We start from the raw sequence: 20744 nt of genomic DNA, 5'->3' as shown, positions 1-20744 counted from the left end.
GCCATGTTGCGTTATCTCCTTGCCGCAGCAGGTGCAATGTGGAGCCGATGGTCGCCATCCGCACCGCTGTTTTTACATTGCGCAAGCAATAACAAATCGTCGCCACAGCCACACCGTATCAGCGGCGTTCGTGCCATTCAGCGCGCCGCCGCCAAACGCCGCAATCAACGCCGGAGCCGCCGATGAAACTCTCTGACCTCATTACTGATGCCCAAGGTGAGCATCTTTCACATTCCAAAATTTGGGCCAACGTCGCTTGCGCAGCAGCGACCGTTGTTTTTATCAAGCAAGGTTGGGCTGGCACGCTGACTGCCGATGCTTGGTTTGTGTACTTGGGCGTGGTTGGCGGCTATGCCGTTGCTCGCCGCTGGTTGGCGAATAAAGGGGCCGCGCAATGATGGCCGCCTTTTTTGCAAGTCGGTTTGCTCCCTACCTAATCACGCTCTTTGTATTTTCTGGTGGCGCTGCGGTAGGCGGCGCTGCTGCGTGGGATTGGGCAAGTAGTCGCGCTGATAAAGAAATCGCCACCCTCAAAGCCGACCACCAGCAAGCCGTGATTGCTGGGCTGAGCGAGGCCGAAATCGCCCGAGACGGTGCGATTTTGCGTGGCAACGCACTCAGTATTGAGCTGGCCCATGTGCGCAATAGTTTGGCTGAAAGCCGCGTTCAACTTTCAAGGAATGTGCCTAATGTTACGACCATTTACCGCCCCGCGCCGAAAGCTGCGGCTAGGCCTTTGCCTGCTTGCATCTTTACTGCTGGCTTCGTGCGCGACTGGAACACCGCCCTTGGCGTGCCAACCGTACCTAAAGCAAATCAATCCGCCAGCGGAACTACTGATCCGGCCAGCCAAAGCAACGCCACTGACGGCCTCGACGCCAGCGACATCAATCAAGCCGACATCCTCACCAATCACATTGACAACGCCAACCGTTGCCAAATCATCGAAAGCCAGCTCAATCAACTGATTGATTGGCATACAGGAACCTCCCATGAGTGATCAGCAAATCGAACAAGAAATCCAAGCCAAAGGCAAAACAGCGCCACGTATTACGCCTACTGACATTGAGGCATGCATTGCGAACGTGCATTACTTCACAGCTGCAGACGGTGTTGCCGGTGCAATTGGCGCTGAACTTTATCCCGTTGCTGAAAGCGACATTGGAAGCTCAAAGACCGTTGAAGTAATCAGCGTCAATCCTACACTTGGATTGCTAACCTTTTGTGTCCTGATTTTACGTAATGGGTTCACCGTCACTGGCGAATCCGCCTGCGCCTCTCCTGAAAACTTTGACCCTGAAATTGGGCGCAAGATAGCTCGCCAAAATGCAATCCAAAAGATTTGGCCATTGGAAGGTTATCTGCTGAAGGAAAAACTGAGCCATGACCGACATCTTTGACCGAGCCAGTGAGCAAGAACAATGGTTGCGTGATCAGGCTTTAGCACAGGCACTGGCTCACGAGGAATCGACGATAATTTCCTTGGGTTGCCACGATTGCGGCGAGCCTTTGTCTGAGGCACGTCGCGAAGCCGTACCGCACTGCACCCGCTGTGTTGAATGCCAAACCGACTTTGAAACAAGGAAAAACCGATGAATTTAGCGATGGATTTTTGGCAGTGGATCGGCACCGTGTCAGCGCTATTTGTTTTTATGCTCAGTGCCATTGTGGCGCTGGGTAAGGTTGCCATAAAGCAATTTGAAGAGCGCCAAAACACGCGCTTTAATGCGGTTGAAAACGCGGTATCCAAACGCGATGACGATTTCACTCGCCTCGAGCGCGAATGGATGAAGTTTTTAGCTGAGTTGCCTATTCAGTATGTGCGGCGCGAGGATTACATTCGCGGGCAGTCGGTGCTCGAAGCCAAGCTGGATGCCTTATATAGCGAAGTCAAACTGGCGCAATTAAAGGGAGCCAAGCATGAGTGATTTAACCAAGATTCGCCGCGAATCAATGCGCTGGAATTTGATCAACACCATGGATAAAGCGCGGCCACACACGTCAAATGAACAATTCTTGCTGGATGTGATGCGTGCGATTTATCCCGATGCGACGGCTTTAGAAGTTCGCCGCGAGCTAGGTTACTTGGCAGATCGTGATTTGGCTGAACTCAACAAAACGCCATCCGGTACTTGGTTTGCTGATCTAACGCGCTATGGCATCGATATCGCTGAATACACCATTGTGTGCGAGCCTGGCATTGGTCGGCCAGAGAAGTATTGGAGCGCATGATGGCGCGCCGTAGCAGTATTGATGGTTTGCCTGAAGACGTGCGACGCTGGCTGGAGCGTGCTTTGGCCGACAGTAATTTCAGCGGCTACCAAGCCTTGGAAGAAATGCTGCATGAACGCGGCTTTGCCATTAGCAAAAGCGCGATTCATCGTTATGGCCAGAAGATCGAACGGCGTTTTGCTGCGATCAAAGCCAGTACCGAGGCCGCCCGTATGCTCACCGAAGGTGCGGCCGATGATAAAGATGCCCGCTCGGAAGCCTTGGTGGCACTGGTGCAAACCGAGCTATTCGAGTCGATTATTAATTTGCAAGAGGCTGGCGAAGAAGGGATCGACCCTGCCGAGCGCATTAGCATACTATCCAATGCGGCCAAAAATATCGCGACTTTGTCACGCGCCTCGGTCAATTTAAAGAAATTCCAGATGGAAGTACGTGCCAAGGTTGAAGCCGCTGCGGCTGCGGTCGATCAGGTGGTTAAATCCGGCGGGCTTTCTGACGATGCTGCGAACGCGATTCGCCGCCAAATCTTGGGGATTGTAGGCTGATGAATGCACTTGCCACCCCAGATAATCGCCTTGATCGCGCGCCGACGGTGCTTCTGCCGTATCAGCAGCGCTGGTGTGCCGATATGTCGCCCGTCAAAGTCATGGAAAAATCGCGCCGGATTGGTTTGTCGTGGGGCGAAGCGGCGGATTCAGCCTTGTTGTCGGCCAGCCAAAGCGGCATGGATACCTGGTACATCGGTTACAACAAAGACATGGCACAAGAATTTATCCGTGACTGTGCCGACTGGGCGAAGCACTACAGCCTTGCTGCTGGTGAGATTGAAGAAACCGAAGAAGTGTTTATCAATGGTGATGATGAAAAAGCCATTCTGGCATTTGTGATCCGCTTTGCTTCTGGCTTTCGGATTACCGCCTTGTCGTCGCGCCCCTCCAATCTGCGGGGGAAGCAAGGTCGCGTCATCATCGATGAGGCAGCGTTCCACGAGCAGCTCGCCGAGCTACTCAAAGCGGCGATGGCGCTGCTAATGTGGGGCGGTCAGGTGCATATCATTTCGACGCACGATGGCGTCGACAATGCCTTCAATGAATTAGTAACCGATGCCCGCAGCAAGAAGAAACCCTACAGCTTGCACCGCGTTACCTTTAACGATGCTTTGGCCGATGGTCTGTATGCCCGCATTTGTCTGCGGCGCGGCATTGATTGGACTGCGGAGGGCGAGCTGGAATGGGCAAAAGAAATCCGTAACTTCTATGGCGATGATGCTGATGAAGAGCTGGATTGCGTGCCAAAAAATAGCGGTGGCGCATGGCTATCTCGGGCGCTGATTGAATCACGGATGTCAGCCGATACGCCCGTTTTGCGCTGGGCGTGCAAAGAAGGTTTCGAACTGCTACCCGATCACATCCGCACCGCAGAGTGCCGCGATTGGCTGGAAGAACATCTTGCGCCGTTGTTAGCCAAATTGCCGAGTACAGCCAATTCCTATCATGGCGAAGACTTTGGCCGCACTGGTGATTTGACCGTACACGTACCGCTGATTCAGCAACAGAATCTCAGCATGAAAGTACCGTTCGTGCTTGAGCTGCGCAATGTGCCGTTTCGCCAGCAAGAACAGGTTTGCTTTTATTTACTTGATCGTCTGCCGCGCTTTATGGGTGGTGCTTTTGATGCGCGTGGTAATGGCCAGTTTATGGCCGAGGTGGCGATGCAGCGTTATAGCGCATTGCGTATTGCTCAAGTGATGCTGTCTGAAGCATGGTACCGAGAGAACATGCCACCGGTTAAAGCGGCACTGGAAGATGGCACGCTGATTGATTTGCCGCTCGATGCCGACATTTTGGCGGATCTGCGCCTGGTGCAAATTATTCGCGGGATTCCACGCATCCCTGATGCACGCACCACTGGCCAAGATAAAAGCAAACGCCACGGTGACGCCGCTGTGGCTCTGGCCTTGGCCTATTTTGCTAGCCGTGAACTCGGGGGTTACTTCACTGCTGATGATATTCAAACGGTTGGCCACTCGCGTGCGGGTTATAACCTTAACGATTACTTTGGATCGCAACGATGAGCCTAGATCAAGACTTGAAGCAAGAGATTGCGACCTCCGATAAAGACCCATTCAGTGTGGTTTTTAATGGGCTAATGCGTCCGAACGACGATACCTTAGCGAGCCGTGGCGGCGGCCGTGGGCTCAAAATTTATGATGAGATCGAACGCGATTGCCATGCTTTTAGCGTATTACAAAAGCGCAAACTGGCATTGATCGCCCGTCCGGTCATTGTTGAGGCTGCCAGTGATGCGCTGCTGGATAAAAAAGCCCGCGACATTGTTGAGCAGCAGCTCAATGCAATCGGTTTTGATGGCATGTGCTTGCAGTTGATGGATGCGGTCTTAAAGGGTTATGCAGCGGTTGAAATTATCTGGGAAGCGCGTGGTGCCGAGATTTGGGCCAGCAAGGCTAAGGATAAAAATGCGCGCCGTTTCATCTTTGATGATCAAATGAAACCGCGCTTACTGACGCGCGAAAATTGGACGACTGGCGAAGCGCTGCCCGAGCGTAAATTCCTGATCCATCGCTATGGCGCGAAAGACGGCAACCCCTACGGTCTTGGACTCGGTACGCGGCTTTTTTGGCCAGTATTCTTTAAGCGCCAAGGCATCCAATTCTGGCTAACGTTTGCCGATAAATTCGGCAGTCCAACCGCCGTTGGCAAATATCCGAAGGGCACTCAGCCTGCCGAACAGCTCAAATTGACTGATGCCTTAAGCCGTATCAGCCAAGATGCTGCCGTAACAATTCCAGAAGGTATGACCGTTGATCTGCTTGAGGCTGCGCGCAGTGGGTCAGTGAATACCTATGAATCGCTATGCCGTTATATGGATGAAGAAATTAGCAAGGCCGTGCTCGGCGAAACACTATCGACCACCTTGGGTAATGGCGGTGGCAGTCTGGCCGCATCCCGCACTCACAATGACGTGCGACGTGAATTGACGCTGGCCGACGCCGATTTGTTATCTGATACCTTGGCGCAATTGGTGCAATGGATTGTGGAATTTAATGTACCGGGTGCAACGCCGCCGCGCGTCTATCGCGATTGCAGTGAGCCAGAAGACTTAAATAGCCGCAGTCAGGTGGATGAGCGCCTGGGCAAATTGGGCTATCGACCTAGCGCCGAATTGGTCGCCCGTGTTTATGGCGAAGGCTATGAAGCCACTCCAGTCGCTGGATCGCCAAAGCTAACGCCACCAGCGCCGCATGACTTCGCCGAAGCAGACCCATCGCAGTTCCCAGATCAAGCTTTGCTGGATCAAGTCTTGGATGGCATTCCCGCCAAACAGCAAACCGATCAAATGGCGCAGCTGCTCGCCCCTGCGATCAAGGCCATTCAATCGGCCAAAAGCGAAGACGAAGTGCTGGGTTTGTTGTCAGAAGCTTATCCGCAAATGGATGCCAATCTGCTCGAGCAGGAATTAGGTCGATTAATGTTTTTGGCTGATTTGCTTGGTCGTATTAGTGCCCAGGAACAAGTGGCATGAGTCCAGAGATGAAAGCGGTTTTTGGTATGGAGCCTGAAGCTGCGGTGAAATACTTGCAATCCAAGGGCTACCGCATCAGCTGGAACTGGCATGAAATGCTGGATGAAGCGCATGCCCGTGCTTTTACTGTTGCTAAGTGTGCCAGACTCGATGTGCTGCAAGATATTCGTGGCGCGGTGACTAAAGCATTGCAAAGTGGCCAAACATTGGAGCAATTCAAGGACGCACTGACCCCCACGCTGCAAGCCAAAGGCTGGTGGGGTAAGCAAGTGATTGTCGATGGCGCTGGTAATGCCGAGATGGTGCAACTGGGTAGCTCGCGCCGGCTAAAAACGATTTACCAAACCAACCTGCAATCGTCATATATGGCGGGTCGTTATCAACAAATGAAATCGACTACCGATGATTTCCCTTTCTGGCGTTATGTGGCCATTTTGGATGGCCGCACTCGCCCCAGTCACCGCGCCATGAATGGCCGTGTTTTCCGTCATGATGATGGGCTGTGGGATAGTAGCTTCCCACCCAACGGCTTTAATTGCCGTTGCCGCGTGCAGCCGCTCACGCAGAAAATGATTGATCGTGAAGGCGCTCAGGTAGAAAGCAGCGCTGGCCGTATGCAAACAGTTGAAAAAACGGCGGGTACGGATAAACGAACTGGCGAAGTGGTTAAGGTGGATGTGCCTGGTATTAAGGTCACTGGCGCAGAAGGTCAGCCACATATTTTTGCCCCTGACGTGGGCTTTGCCAGTAGCCCAGCAGCGAGCCATGCGTTGGATGACTTGTTGTACCAAAAGGCCGTTACCACGCTACCCAATCGTGCAATGGCATTACAGGAAGTGCAACAAACGTTACTGTCGCCAGTTCGTCGACGCGCTTGGAAAGGTTTTGTTGATACGGCCATATCTAGCCCCTACGCCATGAATAAAAGCATGGCCGTTGGCGTGCTGGCTGAACGTGATCTGCAATTTGTCGAGGCTCGCGGTATCACGCCTGTCAGTGGCGTGATTTATGTCGAAGATCGTATGTTTGTCGGGCCGAAAGCCGAGCGGCACGCCCGAGCAGGTAATGCGCTCACTCGCGCAGAATGGATCGCACTGCCTGATGATTTAACGAATGCACAGGTGCTGTGGGATACCAAGAATCAAACTTTGCTGTATGTGGTGCCGAGCCAAGATGGTCGAGAGAGCAAACTGGTGATCGCATTTAATCGCTTTAATAAGCCTACAGACCTGAGTAAAAATCAAGCGGCATCGGCCTTCAAAGTGACGGCAGCGGATATTGAAAGTGGGATTAAAAACGGGCAGTACGAAAGGGTGAGGTAGAGGTGGGGGGGTGCGGGTTCCCCCATCGCCGACGGCTTCCGCCCTCAGGCAGGTCTCGCATTTCCTGTCGTCACCTCTACGTCACACACCAATTATAGGCCGACCATGTTTGAAGTAAAGATCGATAGCCGCGAATTAAATGAAGGATTGTCGCGCCTGATGCAGGCGAGTAGCGATCTGACCCCCGTCATGCGTAGCATTGCCACTGCCTTGCTCAGCCATACTGAGGCCAATTTTGCAGCAGGTGGCCGACCTAAGTGGACGGCAAAAAAAGATGGTAGCCCCGCGACGTTACAAAAAAGTGGTCAATTGGCCGCATCCATCACGCCCAGCTCTGGCCGCGACTACGCCGCGATTGGCACCAATAAGCCCTACGCTGCAATTCACCAGTTTGGCGGACAAACTAGCCCGCATGTGATCCGCCCTAAGAATAAAAAAGCTTTGGCGTTTGGCGGCAAGGTTTTTAAATCGGTGAATCATCCAGGTAGCAAAATGCCAGCCCGTCCATTCCTGCCGGTCATCAATGGTGCATTACAAGCCGATGCTGCTGAAGATGTGCTCGACTTAATTGAGCGGCATTTGCAGCGCGCTTTAGCAAAATAGCCATTCTGGCGCAATCGCCGCTAGCGCGCCGACGGCGTAGCGCATAAGTATTGATGCCAGTTTCGTCTTGCACCCGCTTTATAAAGCGTTTCTACCGCCCAGCCGCACCATTGCAGCAGCCCTTGCGCTGGGGCTTGCCGCAATCCCTTTCTGAAATTTGATAAATCCAATTAAAAGCCCCCGCGCGATGATTCTCCGATCATGGCGCTATGACTACACCACTCCACATCTTTAAAGCTGGCCAACACACCGCGATGAACGGGGTGACGTTGAGTTTTAGCGAATCCGATCTAGCCGCCTCGGCCGCCGCGTACAACCCTGAGTTGCACCAAGCACCGATTGTGGTTGGGCATCCAAGTACCGACAACCCTGCATATGGCTGGATCGCCGGCTTAGCCAACGACCAAGATGGCTTGCATGCTGCACCAGAACAAGTCGATCCCGCCTTTGCCGACATGGTGAATGCTGGCCGCTTCAAAAAAATCTCCGCTTCATTTTACCTGCCCGATTCGCCGGTGAACCCTGTGCCTGGCGTGTACTACTTACGCCATGTTGGTTTCCTTGGTGCGCAAGCGCCTGCGGTCAAAGGGCTCAAAGCCGCGAGCTTCGCAGACAGTGATGCTAGCGGCGTAGTCGAGTTTGGTGATTGGGATGACATACAGAACGCAGGGCTTTGGCGTCGAATGCGTGAATGGCTAATTGGCCGTTTTGGCCTCGACGAAGCCGACAAAATCATCCCTGACTACACCGTGGCCAGCTTAGAGGAAAGTGCTCGCCGTGACGACGAGCCCTCAGCAGTTGGCGCAATTCCTTATTCCGAAGTTCAACCCATTACGGATTCGTCCGCTCAACACCAAGAGGTAAACCCTGTGACCCCTGAAGAAATTGCGGCCTTAAAAGCTGAAAACCAGCGTTTGGCTGGGCTCGTTACCCAAAATGAAACCCAAGCTAAAGCTGACGCCTCTGCCAAGCGCAAGACTGAATTTGGTGAGTACATTGCGGGGCTGGTAAAGGACGGCAAAGTGTTGCCAGTCGATGCCGCTGCGCTAACGGGTGTGCTGTGCCATGCCGCAGGCGATGAAGTAGGCACTGCCGAATTTGGCGAAGGTGATGTTGCCAACCCGACGGCATGGTTGAAGTCGTTCTTAGGCCGCATACCAAAGCAAGTGAATTATGGCGAACACCCTGATGCAGGCAATCCGCCAAGTATTGATTTTGCAGACCCTCAGGCCATTGCTGATGCGGCGGTGCAGTATCAGGCGCAGCAAGAAAAAAGTGGCGTTTCAATTAAATACGAGATGGCGGTCGCACACATCGTCGCTCGTAATCAGTAAAGGAACAGGAAATGAGTAATCCGAACATCGTCAAAAACTTTACTGCCGGGGCCGCAATTCCTGCATGCACCTTGGTCAAGTTTTCGGCAGCAGAAACCGTAGTGGCTGCGACTTCGTCCACCGATCTAATTATTGGCGTCACAACGGACATCCCTGCCGCAGCGGGTGAGCGCTGCGATGTCATTCTCGAAGGCATTGCTTTTGTAAATGCTGGTGCAGTCAGTGCGCTAGGGGCTCGTTTAACTAGCGATGCGTCAGGGCGAGTGATTACCGCTGCGCCTGCCGTTGGCGTGAATGCCCAAGTGAGTGGCATCGCTTTTGATGCTGCTCTCGCCGCCGGAGACATTATCCGTGTGCTGCTCGCCCCAAGTGTAATGCAAGGCTAATTAGGAGATTTACCCATGAGTACCACCGCTTTTCCTGTCAATCCAGAACTAACCGCCGTCGCGATTGGCTACAAAAACCGCGACGTTGATTTGATCGCCGATGCGGTTTTGCCACGCATTCCAACGGCAATGAAGTTTGCCTACACCAAGTACAGCTCAACGGATGCTTATACCGTACCGACCACCCGCGTTGGCCGTAAGTCAGAGCCAACCATGGTTGATTTTGGTGGCACGCTTATTAATGACGAATGTGCCGACTGGGGCTTGGATGACTTAGTGCCTAACCAAGAAATGGAAGCTTGGGCTGCGATGCCCAAGCCAGGCACGATGGTCAGTCCAATGGCCAAGTCGGTGAGTTTGCTGTCGGGGTTGATCCAGTTGGATCGTGAAATCCGCGTGGCTAGTACGGTATTCAATGCCGCCAATTATTTAGCGGGAAATCAAGCCACATTAGCAGGTGCCACCCAATGGAGTGATTTTGCAAACTCCAATCCACTGGATGCCTTGCTGGCGGCTTTAGATGTCCCCTTGTTCCGCCCGAATACCATTGTACTGGGTCAGGCTGGCTGGACTAAATTGCGCCAGCATCCGCGTCTGATTCAGGCCGCGAATGCCTCAGCGCAAACCGGCGGTGCAATTACACGCCAAGACCTTGCTGATCTGCTCGAAGTAAAAAACGTATTGATTGGCGCAGGTTTTGTGAATAACGCCCGTAAAGGCCAAGCGCCAGTAATGAGCCGTGTGTGGGGTAAGCATTGTGGTCTGCTCTATATCAGCGAAGACCAGGCGAATGCAGATCAACCGACCTTTGGTTTTACTGCGCAATTTGGCACGCGCATTGCCGGTGACTTCCCCGATCCTAAAGCGGGTTTACGCGGTTCAAATCGTATCCGTGTCGGTGAATCCGTGAAAGAAGTGATTGCCGCTCAAGACGCGGGCTATTTCTTCCAGAACATTATTGCTTAACGGCGCGCTGGTGGGCTTGCCCCACCAGAGCTCTTTAATAAAGGAAAAAGACCATGCGTTTTAGCTTTAAAGTCCTCAGTCCCATTAATTATGGCATCGCCGTTGATGGTCGTTTTGTTGAGAAGCGTTTTGAAATCGGTTCGATTATTGAGCTACCAGAAGAAGATGCCGCGCCTTTGATCGCCTGCAATGCGATTGAATTCAACCCACAATCAGATGCGCCAAATGAAGCGTCAGTCATAGAAGCGCCTAAGAATGATTCGAGCGCTGGCACGGATCAAGCCGATCAAGCTGCAGCGGTTGATGATGCCAAGAAAGCTGGCACAAAAGAAGCGGCTAAATAATGGCCTACGCCACCCGCGCCGATATGGCTTCACGTTTTGGTGACAATGAGCTAATCATGCTCACCGACCGTGATCGCCTCGGCCTCATTGATAACGTGGTGCTGGATCAGGCTTTGCTGGATGCCTCTGCAGAAATCGATGGCTGGGTGGCGAGTCGCTACAGTTTGCCTTTGGCCAACGTCCCCCGCGTACTGGTTGGTGCGTGCTGCGATATTGCTCGTTATCGTTTGGCGGGCAATGACGTCAATGAATCCAGCATTATTCTGCGCCGGTTCGAAGACGCGCAAAAGCTACTCAAAGCCATTTCGCGAGGTGAGGTTAGCTTTGGCCTGCCGAGTACGCAAACGCCAGTCACCCGTGATGATGTGCATATTGTTGGCGGTGTGCGGGTATTTAGCCGCGACACCTTGAGCGATTACTAATGAGCGCGCCAACTTCCCCTACCATCATCGCCCAGCTCGAAGACAAGATGCTTAATGCGCTGAAAACCCAGTTGCCAACAGGCGGCTACAAGCCGCTCGTAACAACGTATGGCGGTGAGCTGGATGCGGAATGGGCTGAAGGCGTTCGCCAGTTACCGGCCGTATGGCTGTTTTGTGAAGGTGGCGGCGAGCCTACACCGTATGGCACTAGCAAAGAAAAATGGCTGATACCACTCACTTGGTCGGTGATCGTGGCCACGCGCAATCTGCGTGGCGAACGCGATGCACGGCACGGCGTGCAGGTTGGTGGGCATTTTGAAGTCGGTAGTTATCAATTATTGACGGATGTGCGCCGAGTATTGATGAACCAAGATTTCAACTTGCCCGTGCAGCATTTGAAGCCTGGGCGCTTACGGTCTTTGGGGATCAATGGTGGCCAGCGTGGCATGTCGGTGTATGCCCAACAATTTCATACTGCCTACATCGAAACGTTGAGCAAGCCAGCCGGCGATTTGACCTCAATCAAACTGGACTTTGTTTTAAAGCCTGGCGATGAAGTGGTGGATGATTCCGATTTAATTACCCTGAGGATTGAAGAATGAAAGTCATTGCTCAAACAGGCATCCAAGTGCCAATGGCCGACAACCCGCGTCGCTACATCACCGACGCCAAAGTCGTCGAGGTAGCTGACGATACCTATTACCACCGCCGAATTGCCGATGGAGATTTGCGACTGGCGACGGATGAGGATTTAGCCGCAGAGCGATCCACCACCGCAGTGACCGATGTTGCCGAAGCCGTGGCGGTTGTGGCTGAGTCCGCGCCAACTGATGTTAAACCCCGCCGTAAACCGAACGCCACCGAGGGAGAGCAATAATGGCCAGTCCAAATATTAGTTTTGACTCCATCCCAAGCAGCATCCGCAAGCCAGGGAAATACATTGAATTTAACACCAAACTAGCTGTTCGCACCTTGCCAGGCAATTTGCAGAAGCTGGTTCTCATCGGTCAACGCCTTGCCACTGGCTCGGTGCTGGCGGGCGTGCCTACCGATGTGTTTAGTGATGCCGATGCTGGTGCGTTTTTTGGGCGGGGCTCACATCTGCATAGCATGGCCGCCGCCGCATTGGCCGCGAATCCTTATTTGCAGCTGAGTTGTGTCGCCTTGGATGATGCGGTGGGTACAGCAGCATCATGCACGGTTACCTTCACCGGCACGGCGACGGCCGCTGGCACGATCACGCTTTGGATTGCGGATTGCCGTGTTGATTTACCCGTTTCTGTGGGGGATACCGCTGCAACCGAAGCCACCGCACTTAAAGCAGCTTTAGACGCGTTACCTGATCTACCGGTTTCGGCGATTGCGGCTGCAGGTGTAGTGACATTAACCGCGAAAAACAAAGGCACGCTTGGCAATCAGATCAAAGTCTCTGCTAGTGCATGGCAGGCAACCGGCTTAACGGTGGTCGCAACGCCAATGGCTGCCGGTGCAACCGACCCTGATCTTCAAACGGCACTCAGCGCGATTTTTTCGGCGGGTCATCATGTGATCGGCACGAGTTTAAATGACAGCGCCAATTTAACTAAATTGCGTACCCATTTGGACAATGTCTCTGCGGCACTTGAGCAGCGTGGTGCAGTAGCTGCGTATGGATTTACCGGCACTTTAGCCGCATCCACTACGCTGGCCACGACGATTAATAGCGGCCGCATCACTTGTGCGCTTTTGCCTGGCACGATCAGCTTGCCGTGGGAAGTCGCTGCAGCATATGCCGCAGTGATTGCCTTTGAAGAAGACCCAGCGCGGCCGCTGAACACGTTGGCATTAACCGGCATTGTGGCACCGCCACTGGCCAATCGCTTAGGCCGCACCGAGCAGGAAAACGCGCTGAACAATGGCGTAACCCCACTCGAAGTCGGCCCCGGTGAAAAAGTGCATATCGTGCGTGCGGTAACAACGTACACCAAAGACCCGCAAGGGATTATCGATATCAGTCTGTTTGACCTGACGACGATTCGCACGCTGGATTATGTGCGCCGCGCTTGCCGTGATCGCATTAGCCTGCGCTTCCCTCGTGAAAAGCTCAGCCAACGCACTGCGCCACGCGTTTGGAGCGAGCTGTTCGACGTATTGACCAAGCTCGAAGAACTCGAAATCGTTGAGCTAGTGACCGAGAACAAAGGCAAATTGCTGGTCGAACGCGACAGCCAAGACCCGAATCGACTCAATGCGCGTATCCCGTGTGATGTGGTGAATGGCTTGCATGTGTTCGCGGGCCGGATTGATTTGTATCTGTAATGTGATGTGGCGGGCATTTGCCCGCCCTTGAAACAAGGGGCTAAAGATGGCTTTAGAAGAATTCGCTGGCGCGATTGTGCTGGAAGTCGATGGTAAGGAGGTCGAAGTGGTTGATCTAACCGCGACCACTAAGACTGGCCGCAAGTTAGTCAAAACAATGAATCGCACTGGCAAGCCACGCGGCTATGCCAAAGGCGTGATGGATTTTGATTTGAGTATTACGGTGGTGATCCCACTATCGGGCGATCTCGATTGGTTGGCCGTCGAAGGCGCGAAGATTACGATTTTCCCCGTGTCCGAAGGTGGCAAACGCACCACGTATCGCGATTGCATCGTATTAGAAAAATCCGAGAAGTACTCGGTCGACAATGAAGGCCGTCGCGATTTGAAAATCGCCGCAATGGATGAGGTGCAAGAATGATACAAGCCAAGCAGCGGCTCAAATACGGCGTAGAGTTTGGCGGTCAGTTACATAGTGATTTTGCACTGCGCTTACCGACGATGGCCGACAATATTGCGGTGTTTGATGAACTGCCCGATGGTGGTGGTCTGGCGCTCAATGTCGGAATTCTTGCGCGTTGTTTGACCCAACTGGGTGAAATCCCTTTGCAGCAAGTGCAAGAGCCAAAATGGTTGGCAACGGTGTTGGTGGATGACGATTACGACGTGCTATGGACTGAGCTGCAAGCGCTTAAAAAAAAGCGGCTGCAATCGAACAGCGTCGTCACGGAATCGAACTTGCCCTGCTAAGTGTGATGCGGCTGGGATTTAGCCGCACTGAAGTGCTGGCGATGAGCGAGGTGCGATTCGCCAGTTTACTATCTCTGGTTTCGCCAAGTCCTGCAAAGCCATCCCCTACATCTAATGCCGATGGTGTGCGTAAAGTGACTTCGCTGCGGCGCAAGCCAAGTGAACAGCGCATGCACCCCGATGGGGTCAATGCTTCAGGAGAGCGTGATGTCCGGTAATTTGCAAGTTTCCATGCTACTGAAGGCGGTCGATCAGGCCTCCTCAGTACTCAAACAAGTCAGCCAAAATGCCAATGCGCTCGCCGAGCGTGCCGCCCGTTTTTCCAAAGATGGCCAAAATCAAACGCAACGTGCCTATCGCGAAACGGCTCAGGTTTTTAATCGCGGCGTGGCCGATCAGTCGCGCAGCGCCAGTACATTAGCCGAGCGTGCCGCACGCTCAGCCAAAGATGGACAAACCCAAACGCAACGTGCCTATCGTGAAACGGCGCAGGTATTTAATCGCGGCGTGTCCGATCAAGCTCGGCAGTCTGAGCGCGCCGCTCAGTCTCGTGAGCAGGCCAGTGTGCGTGCTGAAAATGCCATTCAACGCGAAATCACCCAAACCGAGGCGGCCTATCGCCGCGTAAGTCGTGCCGCGACTTCAAGCGCCACCGCCCAACAGCGCGCTTTTGCTGGCGTTAGCACCCAAGCCCGTCGGACAACGACTGATTTACAAGCGATGAAACGGCAACAAGAACAAATTGTCCGTCAAACTCGGCAAAGTACTGGCGGTGGTGGAATGGGTAATACGGCAATGGCTGTTGGGGGCGGCGTTATTGCTGGAGGTTACGCAGCCAGCCGCCCCATTGGCGAGACAATGAGCTATGACCGTCGTTTGGCCATGATGAGTAATACCGCTTATTCCGATAAAAATTTAGCGGGTCGTCAGGCTGGAATGAAAGAGTTAGATACTGCGATTGTTCATTCGGTACGCACTGGGGGTGGTACACGTGAAGATGCGGCAGAAACCTTGGATGGCTTACTCGCCTCTGGCGCGATAAGCCAAAAGTCGGCAATGAATTTATTGCCCACGTTGCAGAAATTTTCAACGGCAACGGGGGCTGATCCAAAGGCATTGGGTGATATTGCAATCCGTGGCATGCAAACCTTTGGGATTAAAGAATCCGAGCTTCCAAAGGCGCTGGATATGGCGATTATGGCGGGGCAAAAAGGTGGCTTTGAACTGAAAGATATGGCCAAGTGGTTGCCTCAGCAAATGGCCGCAGGTAAGCAAGCAGGATTGTCTGGGATGGGGGGCTTTGCCAAATTACTTGCGGCTAATCAAGCGTCCGTAATCACCGCTGGTAGCAAAGATGAGGCAGGTAATAACTTGGTCAATTTGTTGGCCAAAATCAATTCAAATGATACCAAGGCAGACTTAAAAAAATTACACATTGATCTTCCTGGCACCTTGGCAAAAGCGCGCAGTGAAGGCACCGATGGCCTGGATGCCTTTGTGGGGATTGTGGATCACGTCGTTGGAAAAGATAAGCGCTTTGCTGAATTGAAAAAGCAGGCTGCTAGCGCACCGACGAAAAGTGTAGAAAAGCAAGACGCGATGAATGGCATGGCCGATATTTTACAAGGTTCGGCGATTGGTAAGGTGATTCAAGATCGCCAAGCTTTAATGGCGTTGGTTGCGTTGATGAACAACCGTGACTACGTGAAAGGGATTGAAAAGCAACTACCTAATGCAGCTGGTACTGGCGAGGCTAACTTTCAGACGATTGCTGCGACCGATGATTTTAAGGTTAAGCAAGCAGCTAATGAAAATGCCATTGCAAAACAAAAAGCGCTGGGTGGTGTGAATGGTGTTGTGGGTGATGGTGCTGACTGGTGGACTCGGTTTGCACGTGATAACCCGCTGTTTGCGACGGCAACTAGTGGCTCGATTGAGACGGGAAAAGTGGCCGCTTCTGCAGGAGGAGTTACAGGGACACTGCTGCTACTGCAGCGTTTTTTGGGTGCGAGTGGCAAGGTTGCGGCAACTGAGGCGGCACCCAGTGTGTTTTCGCGCGTAGCAGCTGCTGCGGCGCCTGCTGTAGGGCCATTTGCCGCAGGCGTTGCACCATTAGGTGTTATGGCCGGTGTGACTGCGTGGGCTCAAAAAGAAGATAAAAGCACCGAGACTAATTTTTTGGTTGGCTTATCAAAATGGTTGGATGGATTCATTGGCAAGCAAGCTGAGTTTGACTCACGCCGTGAAGCGCAATTGCAATCGTTACTGACAACCCCGATCAAGGTCGTTGTCGAAGTCAAAGACGGCAACATCGTCGCGCAAATGAACCAATGGCAAGTCATCAAAGAAAAGAGATTCTAATCATGGCTTGGAAAGACAATCTACAAGACGCCAGCTTTCGCAATGTTGCGCTGGAGGTCATTTCTTGTGAAGAAACCGGCGGCCATGATGTGGCCAAGCATTCTTACCCGTATCGCCCTGGTATTGAAACCGAAGATTTGGGTTTAAAAGAGCGCACCTTTCATTTGACGTGTGCTTTTTGGGGCGATGATTACGAAACGCCGCTGATGGATCTGACTCAAGCTTTGTCTATGGAAGGCATTGGTGAGTTAAAGCACCCCGTTTGGGGCAGTATTTGGGCTCAGCCGACGGATTGGAGCCCGACTTTTCAGGCTGAAGATCCTGACTATGTCGCGATCAAAATCACATTTTTAGAAGCCTCAACGCCAACGCCTTTGTTTATTCGGCAATCGCCTACATTGATCGCTGAAGCGGCAATGCTCAGTGATGAGCCGGTGCTGGCCGCTGCAACCGATGCCTTGGCGGCAGAAGTTGAAGGTATTAGTTTATCGGGGGTGCTGGAGCGGATCCAAAGCGCCCGTACTTTAATGACCGAGACCCTCTCTGGCGTGCAATCGATGGTGGCGGGTGCGATTCGTTCGGTAACCGATGTCATTGATATGCCGCGTGCGTTTGCCAGTGATTTAATTGATGGTTTATCTGGGGTACTGAGTACCGGCAATCGATTTAATCCAAAGAATTTATTCGGCAGCTGGAAAGGCTTGCTGGATAACGCTAAACGCATGGGCCGCATGCCTGGCAATCTGTTTAAAAACTGGCAGCGTGAAAAAAGCGGCACTGCGCCACAAGCGCGTGATGTACGATCGGTCGAGCGTTTCCAGCGCACGGTGAGCGCGGCGATTTTGGCCAGTAGTGCTGGTCAGATTATGGTGGATGAAGTCCGGCGCGGTGCCGCGATTCGCGCTAAGCCGAGTGCACCGATTAATCGTCCCGAAGTGCCCAGCGGCAACGTAAATAGTGCAAATTCAAACGCGAGTATTTCCGCCAGCACTGCAACAAACACTGAGCGTGAATTAGCGCCGATTTTAACGCCCAAGCAAGTTGAGCAATTGGTGGCGGATGTGCGTACTGAGATTAACGCGGCGATTGCCTTATTGCGACCGCAGCCCGATGAAATCAACGAGCCTGATTTTGATGCCGCTAAGCAGCTGATTACTTATCGCCCAGTGATTGAGGCGCTGAAGTCGCAAGCGTTGGCGATTCAAGAGGCAGGTTCGGCCGTGATCGCGATTCGGCCGCCATTGATTGAACGCACCGTGCCGTTCGCGGGTAATTGGCACTTGTTGGCGCACGAATGGTATGGCGATTACACCCGTGCCAGCGAATTAGCCCGGCTCAATCCGCAGGTAACTTTGCCTAATAATCTGCAACGTGGCGATGTGGTGAATGCTTATGCGCGCTGAGGACAAAATTACTTTACTCATTAACGGCACTGCCCACGATGATTGGATGCGCTACGACGTTGATAGCGATCTGTTTATCCCTGCCGATGCATGGAGTTTAGAGCTGGGCTTGGCCGGTGGCCAAGTGCCACCCAAACTATCCGAAGGCACGGCGATTCGCTTGATGCTTGGTGGTGATGTGGTGTTGTCGGGCGTGCTCGATTGCGTTGCTGAACGAATTGATCGCCAGCAACACAGTTTTAGCCTTCGCGGCCGCGATGGCGCGGGCATCTTAGTGGATTGCTCTGCGCCGATTTTTACCACCAAGCAAGCCACGCTGGCTGAAGTTGTAAAAACCATCGTTAACGAGCTTGGCGTGAGGCAAGTCCGCATCGCCGCTGAGTCATCTTTTCGCGCCGATAAAGTCAATATTGAGCCCGGCGATACGGCATGGGACGCGTTGCAACATGCTGCTGAAGCGGCCGGCCTATGGCCGTGGTTTGAACCGAATGGCACGCTGGTTGTCGGAGGCCCGGATTATTCTGCACCCGTCGTTGGTACGTTGATTTTGGGTGGCGGTGATTTGTCGGCCGATCAACAGCCGCTTGAATCATTGAGCGTAACCCGCGATCTGGCACGGCGCGTATCGCAGATTACCGTGCTTGGCCAAACGCATGGCGGTGGCATGGATGGCAATAGCGAAGGTAAGAATACGTTAAAAGCCACCGTAAAAGACCCGACGATTCACGTTTATCGTCCCAAGATTGTCATCGATCACGAAGCCGATACCCCAGGCATCGCCCAAACGCGAGCTAGAAAACTGCTGGCCGACTCGCGCTTAGCCGCTTTTACCGTTGAAGGAGTGGTGACTGGACATCGGGCACCAAACGGCAAACCGTGGGCACCAGGCATGCGCGTCCATGTGGTTAGTGCCCGCCACCAGCTCGACCAAATTTTGTTTTGCACCGCACGCAAAATAAGCGGCGGCCGTGGACAACCGAGCGTAACGCATTTGACGCTGAAAGAAGATGCTTTGTGGATCCCCGACGCACACCCGCATAAACGCAAGCATCGACGGAGTAAGAATGACTCTAACGGCCAAATTTTAAACATACCTGGATACCAACAATAATGTGGCGTGAAATCGATCAACGGATCAAACAAGGCTTGGGGCGAGTCCGCCAAGCATTTCGCGGGCGCATTGTTGGCGTGAAAAATGCTGGCGCAGTGATGCTGGTACAGGGTGAAGGTCTTTCTGGCGAGAAGTTGCTCGACGCCGAGTTATTCCAGCAATTCGGTTTCACTAGCATGCCGCCTGAAGGCACGATGCTCGTATCCCTACCAATTGGCGGTAAGACTAGCCACAGTATTGTGGTGGCGACCGAGCATGGCACATACCGCCTGAAGTTTTTGGAGAATGGTGAAGCGGCGATGTATAGCCAAGAAGGTGCATATGTCGCAATCCGCAAAGGCCGCGTGGTTGAGGTTGACTGTGTTCGCTACGTGGTCAATGCCAGTGAAGAAGTAGTATTCAATACGCCAAAGGTGCACGCTACAGCACAGATTTTAGCTGATGGTGAGATTACCGATCTGGCCGCTACAGGCGGCAAGTCGATGTCGAATATGCGCAGCGTGTACAACGGGCATGACCATAAAGAAAATGATGCTAAGGGCAATACGAATAAGCCGAATCAGCTGGTTTAACTTTTCATCTGGCCTTGAATTTATGTAAGGAAGCCCTCACTATTATTAGTAGTACTGTCTTGTTGCCTTGGGTTTTTCTTAATCTAATATTGTGGGGAATTTGAAATGATTGAAAGCTTTCTTGAGTGGTACCGCTCTCTTTCTGAAAATGAGCGCGCAGAAATTGTAATATGGGCGTGGAGTGATCTTGATGGAATTATTGGTGAAAAAGGGCTTTTCTCTTGTCTTGATTGCTTGCCAGGCACATTAGCAAACTGGATTAACGCTCCAGCGAAAACTGATGAAGAAGATAACTTTACCGCCCCTTCAACAAAGCTCTCTATGCTAATAGGGTTACTCGACCAGACTCTCTCTGTGATGGGCACCAAAGCACACTGGGAATCTGTTAAAGAAGAACAAAAGGGACTTCTGGCATGGATTATTGAACAGGATGGTGACAGTAATAAACTTGATCTTTTACGTAAAAGTATTGCAGGGATAGATACTCGTGCAGATGATTGGTCTGAAATTGCTCGTGTGTGGACAACTTTACGTAAAGAAAAAATAACTGACGCTGGATTACTTGCATTGCGCCGTCAAAGCAGGCTTGAACGTATGAGGCAGCGTAACATTCAACCTGTCACTGCTTGATGTAAATCACCCCACTGAACCCCATCCACCCGATGGGGTTTTTTATTGCCCGTACCATTCCTTAAAGCACGCTAATCGTCATTTTGGCGCGGTGCATTGATGATGATGCTATGGAACCCAAACTAAATCCGATGACGGGTGGCTATGACCCGATTCAACGCGCTAGCGCCCTAGAAAACGCCGTTTACTTGCGTTTGATGGTACCGCTAGGAAGCTGGTGGCGTGATCCGCTACTGGGTTCGCGTCTGCATGAATTAGCCCGAGAAAAAGACCTGCCCCGTGTTCGTCGCTTGGCTCAGCAATATGCGGCCGATGCGTTAAAGCCATTGCTCGACGCGGGTGAAGCGAGCGCGATTAATGTCACTGCCGATGCTTTTCATGATGGCTGGTTACGCTTATCGATTCGTGTCACTGATGCCGGTGGCCAAGAGCAGTTGTTTCAACATCCTGTTGCGGTAGGTGGTTAA

At 52.6% G+C, this 20744-nt stretch carries 27 protein-coding genes; all 27 read left to right on the top strand.

Annotated elements, in window-relative coordinates; translation table 11 throughout:
* The first annotated feature begins 182 nt into the window (after positions 1-182).
* The 27 genes from Q0V82_RS03130 to Q0V82_RS03000 all read left to right on the top strand — a co-directional run bounded on the left by Q0V82_RS03130 (position 183) and on the right by Q0V82_RS03000 (position 20744).
* Positions 183-398 (top strand): hypothetical protein, encoded by a 216-nt coding sequence (locus tag Q0V82_RS03130; protein ID WP_297572613.1) that lies wholly within the window; start codon positions 183-185, stop codon positions 396-398.
* Positions 395-1000, top strand: a complete 606-nt coding sequence (locus Q0V82_RS03125) for a hypothetical protein (protein WP_297572611.1) — start codon at positions 395-397, stop codon at positions 998-1000. The genes Q0V82_RS03130 and Q0V82_RS03125 overlap by 4 nt, the downstream gene beginning before the upstream one ends.
* Positions 993-1400 (top strand): Gp49 family protein, encoded by a 408-nt coding sequence (locus Q0V82_RS03120; protein ID WP_297572608.1) that lies wholly within the window; start codon positions 993-995, stop codon positions 1398-1400. The genes Q0V82_RS03125 and Q0V82_RS03120 overlap by 8 nt, the downstream gene beginning before the upstream one ends.
* Positions 1384-1596, top strand: coding sequence for a TraR/DksA family transcriptional regulator (locus Q0V82_RS03115; RefSeq protein ID WP_297572606.1), 213 nt, complete (start codon positions 1384-1386; stop codon positions 1594-1596). The genes Q0V82_RS03120 and Q0V82_RS03115 overlap by 17 nt, the downstream gene beginning before the upstream one ends.
* Positions 1593-1928 (top strand): hypothetical protein, encoded by a 336-nt coding sequence (locus Q0V82_RS03110; protein WP_297572604.1) that lies wholly within the window; start codon positions 1593-1595, stop codon positions 1926-1928. The genes Q0V82_RS03115 and Q0V82_RS03110 overlap by 4 nt, the downstream gene beginning before the upstream one ends.
* Positions 1921-2232 (top strand): hypothetical protein, encoded by a 312-nt coding sequence (locus tag Q0V82_RS03105; RefSeq protein WP_297572603.1) that lies wholly within the window; start codon positions 1921-1923, stop codon positions 2230-2232. The genes Q0V82_RS03110 and Q0V82_RS03105 overlap by 8 nt, the downstream gene beginning before the upstream one ends.
* Positions 2229-2777 (top strand): DUF3486 family protein, encoded by a 549-nt coding sequence (locus tag Q0V82_RS03100; RefSeq protein WP_297572601.1) that lies wholly within the window; start codon positions 2229-2231, stop codon positions 2775-2777. Before Q0V82_RS03105 ends, Q0V82_RS03100 begins: the two co-directional genes overlap by 4 nt.
* Positions 2777-4306 (top strand): terminase large subunit domain-containing protein, encoded by a 1530-nt coding sequence (locus Q0V82_RS03095; protein ID WP_297572599.1) that lies wholly within the window; start codon positions 2777-2779, stop codon positions 4304-4306. Before Q0V82_RS03100 ends, Q0V82_RS03095 begins: the two co-directional genes overlap by 1 nt.
* A complete protein-coding gene (locus Q0V82_RS03090; RefSeq protein ID WP_297572597.1) occupies positions 4303-5775 on the top strand; it encodes a DUF935 domain-containing protein in 1473 nt (490 codons plus the stop codon). The genes Q0V82_RS03095 and Q0V82_RS03090 overlap by 4 nt, the downstream gene beginning before the upstream one ends.
* Entirely contained in the window at positions 5772-7097 is a 1326-nt protein-coding gene (locus Q0V82_RS03085) for a phage minor head protein (protein WP_297572594.1), read from the top strand. Before Q0V82_RS03090 ends, Q0V82_RS03085 begins: the two co-directional genes overlap by 4 nt.
* A 105-nt stretch (positions 7098-7202) precedes the next feature.
* Positions 7203-7700: a phage virion morphogenesis protein gene (locus Q0V82_RS03080; RefSeq protein ID WP_297572592.1), complete on the top strand. Its 498-nt coding sequence runs from the start codon at positions 7203-7205 to the stop codon at positions 7698-7700.
* A gap of 209 nt (positions 7701-7909) precedes the next feature.
* Positions 7910-9034 carry a peptidase gene (locus Q0V82_RS03075; protein WP_297572590.1) on the top strand — a complete coding sequence of 375 codons (1125 nt, stop codon included), beginning with the start codon at positions 7910-7912 and terminating at the stop codon, positions 9032-9034.
* An 11-nt stretch (positions 9035-9045) separates the two neighbouring features.
* Positions 9046-9420, top strand: a complete 375-nt coding sequence (locus Q0V82_RS03070; RefSeq protein ID WP_288843468.1) for a capsid cement protein — start codon at positions 9046-9048, stop codon at positions 9418-9420.
* A gap of 15 nt (positions 9421-9435) precedes the next feature.
* Entirely contained in the window at positions 9436-10386 is a 951-nt protein-coding gene (locus tag Q0V82_RS03065) for a hypothetical protein (RefSeq protein ID WP_297572588.1), read from the top strand.
* A 53-nt stretch (positions 10387-10439) separates the two neighbouring features.
* Positions 10440-10730, top strand: coding sequence for a hypothetical protein (locus Q0V82_RS03060; protein ID WP_297572587.1), 291 nt, complete (start codon positions 10440-10442; stop codon positions 10728-10730).
* Positions 10730-11152 (top strand): gp436 family protein, encoded by a 423-nt coding sequence (locus tag Q0V82_RS03055; RefSeq protein ID WP_297572584.1) that lies wholly within the window; start codon positions 10730-10732, stop codon positions 11150-11152. Before Q0V82_RS03060 ends, Q0V82_RS03055 begins: the two co-directional genes overlap by 1 nt.
* Complete coding sequence (locus Q0V82_RS03050) at positions 11152-11754, top strand: phage protein Gp37 (protein ID WP_297572582.1); 603 nt, start codon at positions 11152-11154, stop codon at positions 11752-11754. Before Q0V82_RS03055 ends, Q0V82_RS03050 begins: the two co-directional genes overlap by 1 nt.
* The gene (locus Q0V82_RS03045) at positions 11751-12029 is read left to right on the top strand and encodes a hypothetical protein (RefSeq protein ID WP_297572580.1); all 279 of its coding nucleotides are present in this window, start codon (positions 11751-11753) and stop codon (positions 12027-12029) included. Before Q0V82_RS03050 ends, Q0V82_RS03045 begins: the two co-directional genes overlap by 4 nt.
* Positions 12029-13450, top strand: coding sequence for a phage tail sheath subtilisin-like domain-containing protein (locus Q0V82_RS03040; protein WP_297572577.1), 1422 nt, complete (start codon positions 12029-12031; stop codon positions 13448-13450). The genes Q0V82_RS03045 and Q0V82_RS03040 overlap by 1 nt, the downstream gene beginning before the upstream one ends.
* A 46-nt stretch (positions 13451-13496) precedes the next feature.
* Positions 13497-13871 carry a phage tail protein gene (locus tag Q0V82_RS03035; protein ID WP_297572574.1) on the top strand — a complete coding sequence of 125 codons (375 nt, stop codon included), beginning with the start codon at positions 13497-13499 and terminating at the stop codon, positions 13869-13871.
* A complete protein-coding gene (locus Q0V82_RS03030) occupies positions 13868-14200 on the top strand; it encodes a hypothetical protein (RefSeq protein WP_297572572.1) in 333 nt (110 codons plus the stop codon). The genes Q0V82_RS03035 and Q0V82_RS03030 overlap by 4 nt, the downstream gene beginning before the upstream one ends.
* A gap of 207 nt (positions 14201-14407) precedes the next feature.
* Complete coding sequence (locus Q0V82_RS03025) at positions 14408-16561, top strand: phage tail tape measure protein (RefSeq protein WP_297572569.1); 2154 nt, start codon at positions 14408-14410, stop codon at positions 16559-16561.
* 2 nt (positions 16562-16563) lie between these two features.
* Positions 16564-17964, top strand: coding sequence for a DNA circularization protein (locus tag Q0V82_RS03020; protein ID WP_297572566.1), 1401 nt, complete (start codon positions 16564-16566; stop codon positions 17962-17964).
* Positions 17948-19075: a phage baseplate assembly protein gene (locus tag Q0V82_RS03015; protein WP_297572563.1), complete on the top strand. Its 1128-nt coding sequence runs from the start codon at positions 17948-17950 to the stop codon at positions 19073-19075. Before Q0V82_RS03020 ends, Q0V82_RS03015 begins: the two co-directional genes overlap by 17 nt.
* Positions 19075-19647, top strand: coding sequence for a phage baseplate assembly protein V (locus tag Q0V82_RS03010; RefSeq protein WP_297572562.1), 573 nt, complete (start codon positions 19075-19077; stop codon positions 19645-19647). The genes Q0V82_RS03015 and Q0V82_RS03010 overlap by 1 nt, the downstream gene beginning before the upstream one ends.
* 105 nt (positions 19648-19752) lie before the next feature.
* Positions 19753-20277 (top strand): hypothetical protein, encoded by a 525-nt coding sequence (locus tag Q0V82_RS03005; protein ID WP_297572560.1) that lies wholly within the window; start codon positions 19753-19755, stop codon positions 20275-20277.
* 110 nt (positions 20278-20387) lie between these two features.
* Positions 20388-20744 carry a phage GP46 family protein gene (locus Q0V82_RS03000; RefSeq protein ID WP_297572558.1) on the top strand — a complete coding sequence of 119 codons (357 nt, stop codon included), beginning with the start codon at positions 20388-20390 and terminating at the stop codon, positions 20742-20744.

Origin of the sequence: uncultured Deefgea sp., from assembly GCF_947072475.1 — a bacterium.
GTDB lineage: Bacteria > Pseudomonadota > Gammaproteobacteria > Burkholderiales > Chitinibacteraceae > Deefgea.
Note: the sequence above shows the minus strand (reverse complement) of the source record. Positions and strands in the feature narration are given on the sequence as shown.

Bases quoted from the DNA above. Each gene is read 5' to 3' on its own strand.
- Q0V82_RS03050 (WP_297572582.1), top strand. From the start codon at position 11,152: ATGAGCGCGCCAACTTCCCCTACCATCATCGCCCAGCTCGAAGACAAG.
- Q0V82_RS03045 (WP_297572580.1), top strand. From the start codon at position 11,751: ATGAAAGTCATTGCTCAAACAGGCATCCAAGTGCCAATGGCCGACAAC.
- Q0V82_RS03010 (WP_297572562.1), top strand. From the start codon at position 19,075: ATGTGGCGTGAAATCGATCAACGGATCAAACAAGGCTTGGGGCGAGTC.
- Q0V82_RS03035 (WP_297572574.1), top strand. From the start codon at position 13,497: ATGGCTTTAGAAGAATTCGCTGGCGCGATTGTGCTGGAAGTCGATGGT.
- Q0V82_RS03085 (WP_297572594.1), top strand. From the start codon at position 5,772: ATGAGTCCAGAGATGAAAGCGGTTTTTGGTATGGAGCCTGAAGCTGCG.
- Q0V82_RS03090 (WP_297572597.1), top strand. From the start codon at position 4,303: ATGAGCCTAGATCAAGACTTGAAGCAAGAGATTGCGACCTCCGATAAA.
- Q0V82_RS03000 (WP_297572558.1), top strand. From the start codon at position 20,388: ATGGAACCCAAACTAAATCCGATGACGGGTGGCTATGACCCGATTCAA.
- Q0V82_RS03125 (WP_297572611.1), top strand. From the start codon at position 395: ATGATGGCCGCCTTTTTTGCAAGTCGGTTTGCTCCCTACCTAATCACG.
- Q0V82_RS03130 (WP_297572613.1), top strand. From the start codon at position 183: ATGAAACTCTCTGACCTCATTACTGATGCCCAAGGTGAGCATCTTTCA.
- Q0V82_RS03100 (WP_297572601.1), top strand. From the start codon at position 2,229: ATGATGGCGCGCCGTAGCAGTATTGATGGTTTGCCTGAAGACGTGCGA.
- Q0V82_RS03115 (WP_297572606.1), top strand. From the start codon at position 1,384: ATGACCGACATCTTTGACCGAGCCAGTGAGCAAGAACAATGGTTGCGT.
- Q0V82_RS03110 (WP_297572604.1), top strand. From the start codon at position 1,593: ATGAATTTAGCGATGGATTTTTGGCAGTGGATCGGCACCGTGTCAGCG.
- Q0V82_RS03040 (WP_297572577.1), top strand. From the start codon at position 12,029: ATGGCCAGTCCAAATATTAGTTTTGACTCCATCCCAAGCAGCATCCGC.
- Q0V82_RS03105 (WP_297572603.1), top strand. From the start codon at position 1,921: ATGAGTGATTTAACCAAGATTCGCCGCGAATCAATGCGCTGGAATTTG.
- Q0V82_RS03120 (WP_297572608.1), top strand. From the start codon at position 993: ATGAGTGATCAGCAAATCGAACAAGAAATCCAAGCCAAAGGCAAAACA.
- Q0V82_RS03055 (WP_297572584.1), top strand. From the start codon at position 10,730: ATGGCCTACGCCACCCGCGCCGATATGGCTTCACGTTTTGGTGACAAT.
- Q0V82_RS03025 (WP_297572569.1), top strand. From the start codon at position 14,408: ATGTCCGGTAATTTGCAAGTTTCCATGCTACTGAAGGCGGTCGATCAG.
- Q0V82_RS03095 (WP_297572599.1), top strand. From the start codon at position 2,777: ATGAATGCACTTGCCACCCCAGATAATCGCCTTGATCGCGCGCCGACG.
- Q0V82_RS03070 (WP_288843468.1), top strand. From the start codon at position 9,046: ATGAGTAATCCGAACATCGTCAAAAACTTTACTGCCGGGGCCGCAATT.
- Q0V82_RS03015 (WP_297572563.1), top strand. From the start codon at position 17,948: ATGCTTATGCGCGCTGAGGACAAAATTACTTTACTCATTAACGGCACT.
- Q0V82_RS03080 (WP_297572592.1), top strand. From the start codon at position 7,203: ATGTTTGAAGTAAAGATCGATAGCCGCGAATTAAATGAAGGATTGTCG.
- Q0V82_RS03065 (WP_297572588.1), top strand. From the start codon at position 9,436: ATGAGTACCACCGCTTTTCCTGTCAATCCAGAACTAACCGCCGTCGCG.
- Q0V82_RS03030 (WP_297572572.1), top strand. From the start codon at position 13,868: ATGATACAAGCCAAGCAGCGGCTCAAATACGGCGTAGAGTTTGGCGGT.
- Q0V82_RS03020 (WP_297572566.1), top strand. From the start codon at position 16,564: ATGGCTTGGAAAGACAATCTACAAGACGCCAGCTTTCGCAATGTTGCG.
- Q0V82_RS03075 (WP_297572590.1), top strand. From the start codon at position 7,910: ATGACTACACCACTCCACATCTTTAAAGCTGGCCAACACACCGCGATG.
- Q0V82_RS03005 (WP_297572560.1), top strand. From the start codon at position 19,753: ATGATTGAAAGCTTTCTTGAGTGGTACCGCTCTCTTTCTGAAAATGAG.
- Q0V82_RS03060 (WP_297572587.1), top strand. From the start codon at position 10,440: ATGCGTTTTAGCTTTAAAGTCCTCAGTCCCATTAATTATGGCATCGCC.